This is a genomic window from Flavobacterium sp. IB48, from assembly GCF_016405855.1.
GTDB lineage: Bacteria > Bacteroidota > Bacteroidia > Flavobacteriales > Flavobacteriaceae > Flavobacterium > Flavobacterium ginsengisoli.
In genome coordinates, this window is sequence record NZ_JAEFCA010000005.1 from 249,591 (window position 1) to 265,752 (window position 16,162).

A 16,162-nucleotide genomic window follows, 5' to 3' on the forward strand; every position below is an offset into this window, starting at 1 on the left:
CACAATGTATATCTGTAGAGACGCACCGCAGTGCGTCTAACGCAACGTAACCACAATCTTTGATATACATGGCGTAGACGCACTGCAGTGCGCCTCTACAAAAAAATAGGAATCTATATATAATTTTAATGAGACATCCAAACCGTCATTTCTCCTTTTCCTTTATTTCCCCACGCAAAATACGGAATCAGCTTTACTTGTACAGCATCTGCATTTTTAGAAGAAAGCGGTTTGTACAACGTTTTATTCCATGAATTATTCGAATTTATAACAGCTTCTGCATCAATGCTTACTAAGTTTCTATTATTCAAGGTAAAATTGTTTGTTGCAAAATTCGATTTCAAATTTAAAGCCACATCATTTACACTTACTTTCGAAGGAAGCTGATCTGATTCTAAACAATAAACTAAAGGTCCTCTTTTTACAGCAACCTGATTTTTAACCTCTTCAACCAACGGATTCGCTTCCATTAACTCAACTGGCATTGGAAGATTCAATTCGATCACATCTCCTTTTTTCCATTTTTGGTTTAATTTCAAATAAGTTCCTGAAACGATTTTATCAGTAATTTTCGAATTATTAACCGAAACTTCCGCATTCTGACTCCAGCCCGGAATTCTTAAAAAGAAATTTTGTAAATCTTTTGGTGCTTTTACAATTTTCAAAATTATTTTACCGTCCCAAGGATAATTCGTCTGCTGTTCAATTTCAATTTCTTCCCCCTTTAAAGATTTTGTTTTCAATTGATTACTTCCATATAAATTCACATACAAACCTTCTTTCGAAATATTGTAAGCATAATTTCCAACTTCAGCAATTGTTCTAGTTACGTTTGGTGCACAACAGTTGGATAAGGCAATATAACCTTCGCGTTCATTTCCCCATCTTTGGTGAAATGGCAAATCGTTAGAAACATTCAGCGGATTATTGTAAAGAAATTTTTCTCCTTCTAAATCCATTCCCGAAAGCACACTATTGTACAATGCCAATTCTACAATATCAGCATATTTGGCATCTCCTGTAATTTGAAGCATTCTCCAGTTCCATAACACATTTCCAATATTAGCGCAGGTTTCGGTATGAGCGGTTGCATTTGGCAACTGAAAAGGTCTTCCGTACGCTTGGTGAATTTTTTGCACTACAGTTGGATCATAAGAAGTTCCATCGGGCGAAACACCATCATACAAAGAACCGCAACCTCCTGTAATGTACATTTTACGATACGTTACATCATCCCAAATGGATTCTAAATTGTCTAACAACTTCTTTTCTCCCGTTTCGGCATACAAATCGGCTACTCCCGCATAAAGATAATTTGCTCTAACAGCGTGACCCATTGCGGTAGTCTGCTGTCTAAACGGCACTCTGTCCTGATTGTCATCTGTTCCATCATTTGTTGTTCCGCGAATATCGATTAGATTATTGGCTAATTCCAGATATTTCGGATTTTTAGTCGTTCTATACATTTCGACAATTCCCATGTAATGAGACGGACAAATTGCATTTCGAGCCAATTCTGGTGATGCTTTTTTATAAAAATCATATAAGAAATCGGCAACACCTTTGGCAATATTAAGGAAATTTGTTTTTCCTGTCGCGCGATAATGAATACAAGCTGCAGTCATTAAATGTCCCATATTGTATTTCTCAAAACCCAATTGTTTTTTTACTTCTTCTGGTCCTAAAGTTCCCCAGCGTTCGTCGATTAAAACTGGTGTATGAATATAACCGTCTTTGCGCTGTACTTTCGCGAAAAGCGCAATGGCTTTATCCATTTCGGCATCGAGCTTTTTATCTTTTGTAACGGCATAAGTTGCTGCCATTCCTTCAAAAATTTTATAGAAATCACCATCATGAAAAGAAGGGCCTTTGAAAGTTCCTTTGCTTAAACCTGCTGCAATTTCGAAGTTTTTGTAAGCATGCGAAATCTCATCATTATGATACAAATCCCACATATACGGCAAAGTGTTTTTGGTTTCTACATCAAACTGTTCTTTCCAAAAACCGTTTGTCCATTTTACGTCTTGCAAACCAACACTCTGTAATTTCGAATAAGGACTTTCTGAATTGGCAACCAAACCTTTGTTCTGTGCAAAGATTACGGTTGAAAGAAATAAAGAGGATATGATGATGTTCTTTTTCATTTTGATATAAATTTAATCTGCTGGATCTGCTAAATCTGCGAGAGTTTAAATTTTCCTCGCAGATTTAGCAGATTGCGCTGATTTATTTTTTTCTTTTAATCTATTATAATCTCCTAATCTGATTTTTTTTCACGCAGATTTTGCAGATTTTAGCAGATATTTGTTGATTTTTATTCTTTAAGAAAATCTGCGCAGATCTGCCTAAATCAGCCAAAATCTGCGTGAAACCTTTTTTTATTTAATAAAGAAATTAATGGTTCTGCTCATTGAATCTCCCTCTGCATCTTTTACGGTTAAGACGAAAGAAGCAAATCCTTTTTCAACAGCTGTAAACTGAATTTCTTTTCCTTTTAAAACCACTTTTCCATTTTTAAGATCAGAAAAAGTATAAACTGGTTTGTTTTCGTATCCTTTGAAATAATCTGCAGCACTTAAAGCCTTTTTCTCTCCTAAATTCACAAAATAATGAGGCTGAGCCAACCAATCTAAATAATTATCTAATTGAGTAAATCCGTCTTTGTCATTATCTTGATTTGCATCTGAGAAATCTCCAACTTTTGAATTTTCGTTTAAGCCGAAAGCTTTTTCCCACCAGTTTGGCAAACCGTCATGATCTGTATCCCAATCTGCTGGACGAGTTTCTGATGCAAAATTTGGCCATCCGCCTGCATCTTGTTCATTATCGATCATTCCGCCTAAACCGCTTTTACTGCCTTTATAAGTGAAAGTTCCTTTTAAAGTTTCGTCTACAATTCTATTATCGTGTTTATCAAAAAACGGCTGATTGGCACCAACATCTGAAAGCACATTTTTGTAAGCTGCTTTCGCTGATTGCGTTTCTACATATGAAGGAAAAAATGGTTTATCAACGAAAGTTTCATAATCTACTTTCTCATTATGGCTTATAGTAGATTTTCTGCCTTTATCCTGAGATTTCTCATCAAAGTAGCCTGGCATAATGTTTCCGTTAAAATAGTAACGTTGCATTCCTTTTCCAACACCCTCATGTTGTGCATTTAACGCCACAAATATGGTAGTTGAAGCGCCTGGCTTGTAAAAGTTGTTTACAAAATTCACTTCGTTTGCTCCTCCGTCAGTTGTTCTTCCTCCCCAGTTGTAAACCACATTGTTTGTGATATCCAATCTTCCTGTGTAATAACCGTCACCGTTTAAACCACCGCCAATACTCCAGTTACGACCTTGATTATGTGCCAGTAAATTATGATGAAAACTACCAATATCACCACCAATTGTCGCTGCAAAACCATGCATTTTTCCAGCAGGATATTTATCATGTCCCGCAATGTTTAAAGCTTCAGAAATTAAAGTTCGTTGTAAAGTAATATGATGCGCACCACGTGAGCTAAACGATTCATCTATTGTCCAGCTAATCGAACAGTGATCAATAATACTATAATCAGCGCCCGTTAATCCCATTCCGTCAAAAGTAGTTCCTCCGCCAATTCTCACTTTCAAAAATCGAATAACGCCATCATTTCCTGTCAATCCAATTGGTGCTCTGCTGATTGTGATTCCTTCACCCGGAGCGGTTTGTCCCGCAATAGTAATATAAGGCTGATTTGCCACTAATCTCGAAGCCAGTTTTATATTTCCCGAAACATTAAAAACAATCGTTCTTGGGCCAATTTCCTGATTAATAGCATCACGTAAACTTCCCGGTCCATCATCATTTAAATTGGTTACTTCAATCACTTTTCCTCCACGGCCTCCTACTGCATAACGTCCGTAGCCTTCTGCACCTGGAAACGCCAATTGAGCAGGTTTAAATGACCATACGTTTCCTAAAGTTACTTCGCCATTATTATCCACTTCATCTACTCTCCAGTAATACGTTGTTCCGCTGTATAAATCAGAAACTGCAAAAGATTTCTCCGTTAATTTTCCTTTAAATTCTTTTGAAGATTCAGTTGCGTTTTCTACCGCATTTTTATCTTCACCAAAATACAATTTATGAGAGGCCACATTTTTTACAGCATCCCATTTTAAGGTTAAAGTTTTACCTACTTCAACGTGCTCGTCTCTGTTTTTTGGTTCTGGAGTTCTCGCCTGATTCATTAAATTTGGCGTATCAATTTCAAAACCGTTGATTACAATCTGTTTTATAATATCTGGGTTTGAAGTTGGATCAATTTCAAAACGAACAATTACATCTTTTCCTTTTTCAGCATTAAAAGTAATATACGCCATAGAAGCATCAATTTTAGCATTGGCTCTCTGACTTGCATTTACGGTTTCCTGAAGTTTTCCGTTTACGTAGATTTTTATCGGAGAAAAAGTTTTTCCTGTAATGACATCAAAAGCGTTATGAAAAGTCAAAAGCGTATGTTTTCCAGCTTTCAGTCCACTGATTTTCAATTCTAAATTTTCAGACGTAACCAAACCATCACTTCCTAATCTATTATAAAACGGAGCACTCATTCCGACTTTGTACCATTTTGAAGTAAAGTTTCCTTTTAACTTAAAAGATACATTATTAAATGATTTTTCAGCTTCTTTTCCTTCATTAATTACCCACGAATCATAACTTGGATCATGAACTTCTTCTAGTCTTCTTTGAAAAAAATCAAAGTCAACTTTTACAATTTGTTTATCAGTATTTGCGACTGATTGTGCTTGTCCGTTTGTGGTTAAAAGCATGGACAAAACTGCAGCACTTATTAATTTCTTTATCATTTTAATTAGCAATAGTTAGTTTAATTTTGTTTTCTCTACTTCAGATTTTCCAAGCAGATTTATAATATCTTTTTTTCTTTCTTCTGGAATTACTTTTAAAACCTTCAATTCTCCATTCACGAGTTCGGCTTCAATTGTTGTATTTTGTTTGGCGTGTAATTTAAAATGAACGTTCCAATCTTTTGGCCACGCTGGGAAAAGATAGATTTTCCCGTCTGCTTCCTGCAAAAGCATTTCCTGCATGCCAATCATTCCCGATCCGCCCCAATTATGATCTGGAACCCAGTCAAATCCTGGTCCCCAAAAAGCTGGAAAACGTCTTTCTGAATTGGCCATTTTAAGTGTATTGTATTTCATCGCTTCTTCGGTTAAACCCAAACGAGCCGAGAAAATATTATCTTGTTTCCAACCTACATGACTTCTAAATTTTAAAGCATCTGGATCGTATTTCCATGTATTTAAAGCCGTTTCTAAATCTGGTTTTCCTATGCCGTAAATTCCCCACGGATAAACAGGATATAATTGTGGAACTTCTGAATTATTGACTCTTTCCCAAGATTTGGCAGGAACCAAAACTTTATGATTTTCAATCTGTCCAAAATTCAAAGGAGGAATTCTCGTTTGAAATCCTTTTAAATATTCTGAGTCTTCTTTTGACAATTGATTCCCTGAAAGGTTTAAAAGACTTTCTGTAATAACTTGCAAAGCCGAAATTGTGCTATTGGCATTATTTGCCATTTTATAAGTTTCTGCTCCCGAACCTGGAAAAAGAATTAATTTTCCGTTTCCATCTAAAGCTTTTCTGCCTCTTTGTTTGGCTAAATATTGATAATGTTCATCAAAAAATCGAAGACAGCTTATACTAAATTGATTGTATTTTTGAATGTCCTCTCCTGCATATTCTTTCTGCTGCAACATCATTTGGCAGAACTCTAAAACGGTATCCCATTCGTATTCTAGCCATGCATTATATTCCATTCCAGGATCGTAATCTGCAGGACGTTTCCATTCGTATTCAGCTGGGTTTGGAAGTCCGAAGTTTTCTAATTGTTCTGTGAATAAAGCGCCGTTATGTTTCCAGTAAACTTCGCTTCTTAATTCAGCATTTTTTTGAAGACTTACGTAATAATCCAATTGTGATTTCATCATATCAAAATCACCACTTTTTACCATCGGAAAATAAACCAATCGCTGGTTTTGTGCTGTCATCGTTCCTCCTCCCCAATTTCTAAAATCAGGCGTAAAATTCAGGTCTTTATTCGTATAAACAGGATCAACCGTAAAAAGTCCACCGTTGAATTTCGTTGGATATTTTCCGTACGCATTGCATCCCAACATATATCGGAACAACTGATAATTCTGTCCGATTTGATATACCGAATCTTTAGCAGTTGACTGATTTTTTTGAGTAAAAATAAAACTGCGATTCCAGAAGTTATTCCACCATTTTTGAGTGTTTTTTTCTGCTTGTTTAGCTGTATTTTTATTTGCGGAAATCAAACTTTTCAATCCATTATCCCAAGTAGAAAAATCAGATTGATTGGTGTTTAAATAAATTTCTAAAGAATGTTTTTTGGATGGTTTAATGCTTGTTAAATTAAAACCTTTAAAATCGGTATCCTGATATTTTCCAAGATATGTTCCGTCTGGTTTTAAGTTATCGCCTTTCATGAATCCGCCAAAAGTCAAATTCGCAATCGGGTTTAGCATTTGGTCTTTAACCGATTCCATTTTCTGCTGTTTTACCGCAACGTCAAAAACCGTATTTTCTCGATTTCTGTGGTAAAATTTAACTCCGTTATTTTCAAAAGAAATAGAATCTTTATACGTAATAAGTTCTCCCTGAGGCGCCCATTTATAAGAATTAGCGTTGTTTTCTTTTCCTTTTGGATAACGATTTTGATAACGCCAGCTTTCGTAAGAAGCAGTCATTTTCATTGGATTTTTATTTTCTAAATCAACGTGAATAATAGGTTTAAAAACATCAACCCAAAGTTTGATTTTAACATCATTCTGTCCGACTAAAACATATCCATCTTTGAGTTTCAATTCCTGATGAAAACCATCTTTTCCTGCGAAAGGATTCGGACTCAAACTCACTTTTATTCGTCCTAATTTCAGTAAAGTATTATGTTCGTCGAAGGTTCCGCTTCGCGAAAAATAAAAATACAAATCACCTTTTTCTACCCAAACATTCATACCAATATCACCACCACCCAAAGGCATCGATTCTGATGAATTGTTGCTTTGCGTTGTCCAAACCTGATTGTAATTATCAAGCACAGGGATTTGCGCTTTGAGGCAAAGCGTTGTAAAGAGAAGTATAAATAGTATATTATTTTTCATTTTTTACGTTTTCCTGCAAGGTTTTCAAAACCTTGTAGGTATATTTTTTTATTTTCTCTCGCAGATTTATTCTCATTTCTTGTCATTTCGACGAAGGAGAAATCTTCGCAAATAACTCCGCAACGATAGTCGCCAATCTTTGTCGAGCTTCTCGTGAAGATTTCTCCTTCGTCGAAATGACAAACTAGACATTAAACTCATAATTCAAACACCTACAAGGTTTTGAAAACCTTGCAGGAGCGTCCGTATATTACCATTCGTCTGTTCTAAACGAAGAAACCGGTAAACCTCCAGCACTAAACAATTCCGCTTTAGCGAAATCCTTCCATAAATATCTTACTGCAACAGGATTCTTTACTTTATCAGAAGTCAGAACCACAGATTTTCTTCTTACCACAGTTTTCGATGGATAAAAAACTTTGTCTGCTCCTGCAATTTCAAAACCTAAAACTTCTTTATCGTACGATGTAATTCCGTTAGCAACATCATCAAAAGAAATTGTTACAGCACCATCTTTTATTTCCATTGATTTGTATTTCGGACTTTCGAATTCGAAACCTTCAATACCGTACGTTCTTGCTAAAGCCTGAAAAGCCAATCGATTTCCACCTTTTTCCTTGTCCATTGGGTGAATGTTGTTTTCTTCCCCAACATCCATTAAAACCGCCATTGCTGAATTCGGAATTTCCTTTGAAGCCTTAAACTGCGCTTCTCTCAAATAAGCTGAATTGTATTTTTCCAAATAATCTTTTGGATGAAATGAAGCATAATTAAATGGTGCGATCTGGGCGAAATAAAAAGGGAAATCGCCTTGATTCCACATCGTTCTCCAACTGCTGACCATTCTCTTCATTAAAGCGGTATATTCAGAAGCTCTTTCGTAATTCGACTCGCCCTGATACCAAATACAGCCTTTGATTCCGTAACCAATTACAGGCGAAAGCATTCCGTTAAATAAAGTCGTCGGAACACGGTTTGGATCTTTTGCCAATTCTTCTTTTTTGGTCGGAATTTTAGCACTCGCAAAATCTTTCAGCATTTCCTGATTCATCCACGCTTCCATACTCGAACCGCCGTAAGAAACATGAATCAATCCCACAGGAACATTTAAAACTTCCTGCAAAAGCGATCCAAAATACCAAGCCGTTGCACTAAAATTGGATGTTAATTTTGGAGAAGCTTCTTCCCATTTTCCTTCAAAATCCTGCAAAGGTTCTAAAACCGTAGCACGAGGAATGGTGATTAATCGGATGTTTTTATTGGTTGATCTTACGATAATTTCGTTTCCGTTTTTAACAGGCTGTCCTTGAAATCCTTTCAACGGCATTTCCATATTCGATTGTCCTGAACAAAGCCAAACTTCTCCCAACAAAACATTTTTGATGGTTACTTTTTCGTTTCCTTCTGAAACTTCGATTGTGTAAGGTCCTCCAAAAGAAACCGTTTTTAATTCTGTTTTCCATTTACCAGAATTGTCTGCTTTTACCTTATAAGTTTTAGAATCCCATGAAGTTTTGATTACGATGTTGGCGTTCTTTTCTGCCCAACCCCAAATTGGTGCGTTAGATTTTTGCTGTAGCATCATGTTATCAGAGAACAATGCTGGCAATTTGATTTTGGCATTGATTTGAAGAGTTGCTAAAATCGTTAATAATGCAATAATTGATTTTTTCATTTTTTATTTATTTTTTGCCACAGATTAAAAGGATTAGAAGGATTTTTTTCGCCACGAATTCACGAATTATTTTTCTCAATTCTATCCCCTTTTAATATGTTATTATTCTCTTTTTTAATTGCCTCCAGCTTTAGCTGGAGGGGTATCAAATGTTTATTTTCAATGGGCTTTAGCCAAACTAACTTTTTGGCTAAAGCCCTATTGTGTATTCTTCTTAACATCCAGCTAAAGCTGGAGGCAACCAACTTCTTTCCTTGTTAAAAAAATAATCCTTTTTAATCCTTTTAATCTGTGGCTAACTTTTATTTTTCTTTTACAATACTTACTGGCCCAAGTAATCCCGCTTTTAACAACGGTTCTCCTTCTAATCTAAATGGCGCTGTTGTCCACGTTAATCTTTCTTCTTTTGGCAATTTTTGATCGCCAATTAATCTATTTGCCCAAGTATTTGTAATTTTTATTTCTATCGTGTTTTTTCCTTTTTGCAAAGCTTTTGAAATATCTGTTTTGAAAGGAAAAGTCCAAAGCGTTCCGCAATCTTTTCCATTGATTTTGATTTCGGCAATATTTGAGATTTCACCTAAATCTAACCAGGTTTTATTGGTGTCTTTTCCCTTCCAAATAAATTCTTTTTTATAAACTACAGTCCCTGAATAATACTTAATTTGATCATTTTCAGAAGTACTCCAGTCGAAAAGTTTATTCGTTTTTATAGCTTCTCTCGGCCCTTTAAAAGCTGAATCAAATTGCAATTCCCAGTTTTCATCTAAAGTCTGAACTTTTTCAAATTCAGATGATTTTCCTTGCGCTAAAACTTCTTTTGTTTCATCCTTAAAAATCACAAAGCCAGATTCGTTCGCATCTAAACTTATCGAAACAATTGTTCTTCCGTTTTCTATTTTCCAATTGGCTAAAGCTGAAGTTTGATCTGTTACGGGATTGTACCAAACAGGAATTTTTCCAGCTATTCTGAAAGAAGCATCGAATGTTCTTCTTTCTCCTTTTTGATTGGAAATGAAATAAATATCTTCGGTATCTGATTTACGATGCGCCCAAGCTAATGTTTCTGAATCAGCTCTGTTTAAATTGGGAAAATAAACGTCTTGTGTGATTCCGATGGAAGCAAAATCATTTCCTAAATACGGTAATTTAATAACTGTACCTTTTCCTATTTTCCATGTTGATGAATTGGAATTATTCCAGATTTCATCAATTATATTTTCCCATTTCTTTTGATCTATTTCTGATTGAATTCCTGGCTGAAGGTTTGGTTTTTTATTCACAAAAATCGTTGCTCCATCTTTTAGTAATTCGAGGATTTTTTCGGCGGAAGCCAAAGAAAGCATCTTATTTGGTGCCATTTTATGACTTCCTGGGAAGAATAAAGCTCCATATTCAATTCCGCCTTCAAATGAAATTTTTCCGTTTACCACTTTCGCACGATTAATTAAAACATCGGCATTAAATGAATCATATTGGTAACCATTTAGCGGGTTAATCCATTGTGATAAATCAGTTATGTTTTTAGAATAGGTCACTTCTTTGGGCATTTTTGCCGTTGGCTGACTTTCATTTTCTAAACGGATTTTCTCGCTTTCTAACCTTTCTTTTCCAAACACATTGGGCATAAAAGGCACTAAACGATCTGGAACAAAAGAACGAGAAGGAAAATCTTCTCCAATAAAAACAGCCAAATCAATTACAGGTTTTCCTTTTTGTAACTGAAACTGCACTCTTTGACAATAATCAAACCACGCTTTTCCGGGTTTCCACCATGTTTGATCTCTTTGGAAAAAAGTTCCAATATCATCTAAAGTCATTCCGGGTTTTCTGTCCGTCCACGGATTATGTACAAAAACATGATAGAACAAACGGTTAATTCCTAAAGCATAATTTCTGTCAGCCGTTGTTTTTAGATTTCCAGGATGTTCGTCCCAATCCATTCGCAGAGCCGTAAAAGATTCCGCCTGAATAATGTCTTTTCCGTAAATATGTCCACCCGAAATGGCATCGACCATATCAAAAGGTTTATCGTGTGTGGGGCTTTTAAGCCAAAATTCTCCACTTGGATAATCGACATATTTATAATGAAGCAAGGCATCGCTTGTTACAACCGGCGCTACATTCTCGGCGCTTAATTTTATGTTGTTTTCTTTGGCGATTTGTGCTACAGTTCCGTAGAAATTATCGGCAACTAAATCGGCAATTGTTTTTCTAATATCGTATAAAACTTTCTCTGAGAAATTGGCATTTTCTACTGGAATTCCAGCCATAACTGGCAGATATTCTACAACATCATAACCACGTCTCTTTTTAAATTCAACCTGAAAAACCGAAGACCAGTTTTGGCTTCCACATTCCCAGCTGTCAAAATGTAGAATTTCCAGCACTTTTGAAGCCAATTCAGGACCAGCCGAACGAACGGCTTCTCCAAACCAATGGTCTAACTGAAAACGAATTAATTCGGGATTAAATTTGTCTACTTCCAGTCCTTTTCCTGCTCCGCCAGTTGCATTTTCATGTCCTGTAGAAGTATGTCCCATTCGGAGAATTTTCCATTTTCCTTTTGGCGCTTTCCAATTGAGATTTCCATCAGCATCAACAAAATTGGAGATATTAATGATTTCTAATTTTTTGAATGCATCAGAATTCGGAATTTCTTTTTCTGTAGTTTGCGGAGTCAAGCGCCAAATTGCTCCTGATTTTCCTTCGTAATTATTAATCAGCGATTGATTCGAAAGTGTAATTTTACTCACTTTTAAATTCTGTTTCCATTTTGCAAAATCCAAATCTTCTGCTCCGGGTTCTGTTCCTTTTGGATCATAAACAAATCGGAAATATTTTGCTGTAACTGGCGTAATAGTATGTGTATTCGGGAAATCCATATCCTGCCAGCCGTGACGTGGCGCAATCATTCTTTCGTGGAATCTAAAATTGACTCCGTCATCACTCACTTCTACAATTAGACGTTGTGCCTGAAAATCTCTTCCTTTGGTTTCTATTACAATAGATTTGCAGGTAAAAGGTTGTGCAAATTCGTATTGAATCCATCCTGCATCGGCAAACTTGAAGTTTTCGTCTTTTTTAGGATCAGCCAAAAACGACGCGTCAGTATTGTTTGATGTGGTTACTTTTGGCAGTTGCATCTGCGAAGTAATTTGGTATTCTTTTATAGGAATCGCAAAAGTGGCAATGTCTTTATAATAATCTTTGTAATGTACTGGAACGGGTAATTTTAGCGCCACTTTTTTTCCACCCGAAATTTCAGTTGTTGACCAGACTACTTTTTGCATAGACATTTCTGGTGTAATCCAAGGCCCACCTGCAACGGCAAATCCGTCAGCTCCGTGAAAAGCAAGTTTTAACCCCAAACGATCTGCTTCTTTAAAAGCCCAATGAATCATATCCCAAAATTCAGGCGTCAACTGTAAAACTGGTGGATCTAGCAACGGCGGATTTGCTGGCCCTTTAATAGTCATTAAATAAGCTCCCGCAATTCCGGCTTGTTTCATCGCTTCTAAATCGGCTGTGATTCCGGGTTTAGAATACGCCGATTTCATCCAATACCAATACACCCAAGATCTTGAGGATTCTAGTGTTGGCTGAAAGTTGGTTTCTTTTTTATGGACTTCCTGCGCAGAGACAAAGCTTGCTAAAAGAAGGACAAAAAAGAGGTGTTTTTTTTGAAGCATTATTCTTTATTTTATTTCGTTTGTAAACCGACAGGTTTTTGAAACCTGTCGGGTTTGATATATCGCATTTTTTGTCATTTCGACGAAGGAGACCCGAGCGATAGCGAACAGGCGAAGCAAATCTCCACAAGTAGCCCCGTAACGAAAGTCCAATCTTTGTGGAGTTTCTTACGAAGATTTCTCCTTCGTCGAAATGACAAACTGTACTTTTTAATTCTTAATTTTTAATTATCAATTAATACTTAAACTTCTTCAAACTACTTTCCAATTCATTTTTTGAACCGCTGAAAGGCGTCAAATAAAAACTGTATTCATAATTTCCAGATTTAATCTGATATTGTTCTAATGGCTGTGCTACAATCGTCCAGCTATCATTTCCTCCAACTCCCATTTGGATTAAATCGATGTTTACAGTCAAGAATCCTGGATCTTTCAAATCGTATGTATGACCAGATGAACTTAAATTTTCTTGTGTATATGGCCAAGCGCTCATGCTTAAAACTTTTGAATCGTTTACTACCAAAAATCCGTTGTTTTTCTGCGGAGTGCTTAATGCCATCCATCTTACATCACATCTGTTTCCGTTTTCTTGCGGTTTTGGATAATGTTCGATAAAATCATTTATTGGAAGCGAATATTTCCCAACAAACGAACCAAAACTTCTGTCACTGTAATTTTCCAGTTCTCCTTTTCCGTACCATGAAATCTGGTCGAATTTTCTCTGAACGCCCATCTGCATTCCGATTTTTGGAATGTTTGGCAATTTGTTTGAAGCTTTTAAGCTGTAATCTACTTTTATTAGTCCGTTTGGTAAAATGTTGTAAACTACTTTTACGTTCGCACTGTCTTTTATGACTTCGTAATTGCTTGTAATTTTGATTTCTGAAGCTGATTTGTCAATTGAAATATTAACCAATTTTGGTTTTGCTTTATACCATTGTTTCAACAACTTTTGCGATTTCCATCCACGTTTATCGTTGTCTGTAAGCGGTCTTACGAAGTTTGGTAAAAGCGGTGCAAAAACTTGTTCTTCTCCGTTAAAAATATAAGAACTTAAAGCTCCGTTTGTTTTTCCAATTGTAATATCAAAAGTTTTTCCTTTGATTTTAAAATCTGAATCTGATTCAGAAACGTTCAGCGTTTCTTTTTTAGATTCTGGCGAAACAGCCTCTTTCTTTTTCAATATGAACTGATCTTCCGCTACAGCATAACCTTTTGAAGCCCATAATTCATCTTTTGAAAGCTGGAATTCTATATTTAAAATATATTCGGCATCGGCTTTCATTTTTGGAAGATAAGAACTGATATCTAAAGTTGTTGATTGTCCTGCTTCTACTTTTAACGGTTTTAAAATATGAGTTTTGATTACGTTTCCATTTTCCAACACTTTTAAAACTGGAATATATCCCTCTAAAGATTTAACAGTTTGACGATTTTTAATTTCTAATTGATTTCCGTTTAAAGTCGAAATCGCTGGCTGATATACCCATTTATTTTCAAAAATAGATCCTTTTGGTTTTCCGTTAGAATCTACAATTCCTTTGGTGTTGAAGTTTCCATCATGGTATTTTTCGCCAAAATCTCCTCCGTGAGCAAAATAATTCTGACCAGATCTTGAATCAAATTTCAAGATTCCCTGATCTTTAAATTCCCAAATACAGCCACCGATAACTCTTGGAAGCGAACGGAATTCATCCCATAATTCTTTTAAATTTCCAACTGAATTTCCCATCGCATGAGAATATTCAACGAAAATAATCGGACGTGTATCTTTCTTTTGATCTACCAAAAATTTAGGAGTAAAAACGCCCGGATAAAAACGGCTAACCATATCGACATATGAATCATCCTGCGGATTTTCGAATCGATAAGCGTGATCAATTGTTTTTGGATACCCTGGATCAAGCGGATCAATATATCCGTCTAATTTGGCATTTCCTTGTGCCGGTTCGTAATGTACTGGACGTGTAATATCGAAATCATGAACCCAACCCGACATTGCAGCATGATTTGGCCCTTTTCCTCCTTCGTTTCCTAAACTCCACATCACGACCGATGGATGGTTTTTATCTCTTTCGACCATTCGGATCATTCTTTCCATATAAGCATTTGTCCAAAGTGGGTCGTTGCTTAATTTACCGCCAATTCCGTGTGTTTCCTGATTGGCTTCGTCCATGACCATAATTCCGTATTGATCGCATAATTCGTAGAAATAAGGATCATTTGGATAATGGCTCGTACGTATAAAGTTGAAATTAAATTTCTTAATTGTGGTAATATCTTGTTTGATATCTTCTCTGGTAACGGCTTTTCCTCTTGTGGGATGATGATCGTGACGGTTTACACCATAAACATATGTTTCTTTTCCGTTGATGAGCATTTTGCCATTCTCTTTCGAAAATTCAATGGAACGGAAACCAACTTTACAGCTTTTGGCTTCGGTAACGTTTCCGTTTTTATCTTTTATGGAGATGACCATCGTGTATAAATTCGGCTCTTCTGAACTCCATTTTTTTGGATTTTTGATGGTTTCCTGAAAGAATCCGAAACGAACATTGTCCAAACGAGGATAACTTTCGTTGATTAAATCAATCACAGGTCTTTGAAGTGGTTCTTTGAACATAGCCGTATTATTGGCATCATACAACTGAACATTCATCGTATAATCTTTGATTTTTGCTCCAGTTAGATTCTCAACTCTTGGACGAAGTTTAAAAATCGCGTCTGTATATTGTTTGTCTAATTTGGTTTGAACAAAGAAATCCTGAATTCGTAATTTTGGTTCGGCCATAATGAAAACTTCACGCTGGATTCCGCTCATACGCCAATGATCCTGATCTTCTAAATAAGAACCATCAGTCCAACGAATTACACGAACTGAAACTACATTTTCTCCTGCTTTTAAATATGGTGTAATATCAAATTCTGATGGCAGAAAACTGTCTTCTCCATAACCTAAAAATTCTCCGTTAAGCCAAACTTCAAAACCTGAACTTACGGCTCCAAAATGTAAAGTCACGGTCATATCTTTCCAATTTTCAGGAACCGTAAAACTGCGTTGGTAAGAACCAACTCCGTTATAATCTTTAGGAATATAAGGCGGATTTATTGGTCGAAATGGATAAACGGCACTCTTGTAAATTGGATTATCATAACCTTTCATTTCCCAGTTTGAAGGCACTTCGATTTTATCCCAGCCTGAAACAGTATTTTTATAGAAATCTTTTGAAGCTTCTTTTAGATTTACAGCATATTTAAAATTCCAATCGCCGTTTAGCATTTGGATTCGGCTTTTGGTTCTGTCGCCTTTTAGAGCGTCTTCTACACTTGTATACGAATAAGCAGTTGCTCTTGATGGCTGTCTATTGATACTCGTTATCGTTGGATCTTCCCACGGAGCAAATTCGTATTTTTTATGCAATTCTGGGATTCCCGCTGGTTCTCCTGTTACGGATTGTGCCTGCGTGTAAGTTGTGAATAGTAAAATTACAGTCAAAAAGTCAAACGCCGAAAGTCGAAAGTTGAAAAATTGCTGAATATGATTTGGTTTAAACATTATTTTATTTTTAGTTTTTTTGTCATTTCGACGAAGGAGAAATCTTCGCGCGATA

At 36.1% G+C, this 16,162-nt stretch carries 6 protein-coding genes; all 6 read right to left on the reverse strand.

The features are described from left to right. Positions 1 to 125: 125 nt before the first annotated feature. On the reverse strand, positions 126 to 2,144 hold the full coding sequence (locus tag JC605_RS17200) for a glycoside hydrolase family 127 protein (protein WP_198857379.1): 2,019 nt from the start codon (positions 2,142 to 2,144) through the stop codon (positions 126 to 128). Positions 2,145 to 2,378: 234 nt separating this feature from the next. Beyond that, the gene (locus JC605_RS17205; protein WP_198857380.1) at positions 2,379 to 4,838 is read right to left on the reverse strand and encodes a polysaccharide lyase family 1 protein; all 2,460 of its coding nucleotides are present in this window, start codon (positions 4,836 to 4,838) and stop codon (positions 2,379 to 2,381) included. A 15-nt stretch (positions 4,839 to 4,853) separates the two neighbouring features. Next, positions 4,854 to 7,184, reverse strand: a complete 2,331-nt coding sequence (locus JC605_RS17210) for a DUF5703 domain-containing protein (protein ID WP_198857381.1) — start codon at positions 7,182 to 7,184, stop codon at positions 4,854 to 4,856. 250 nt (positions 7,185 to 7,434) lie between these two features. Further along, on the reverse strand, positions 7,435 to 8,859 hold the full coding sequence (locus JC605_RS17215; RefSeq protein WP_198857382.1) for a sialate O-acetylesterase: 1,425 nt from the start codon (positions 8,857 to 8,859) through the stop codon (positions 7,435 to 7,437). 302 nt (positions 8,860 to 9,161) lie between these two features. Further along, positions 9,162 to 12,551 (reverse strand): glycosyl hydrolase, encoded by a 3,390-nt coding sequence (locus JC605_RS17220; protein ID WP_198857383.1) that lies wholly within the window; start codon positions 12,549 to 12,551, stop codon positions 9,162 to 9,164. A gap of 235 nt (positions 12,552 to 12,786) precedes the next feature. Further along, positions 12,787 to 16,107, reverse strand: coding sequence for a glycoside hydrolase family 2 TIM barrel-domain containing protein (locus JC605_RS17225; RefSeq protein ID WP_233074148.1), 3,321 nt, complete (start codon positions 16,105 to 16,107; stop codon positions 12,787 to 12,789). Positions 16,108 to 16,162 lie beyond the last annotated feature (55 nt).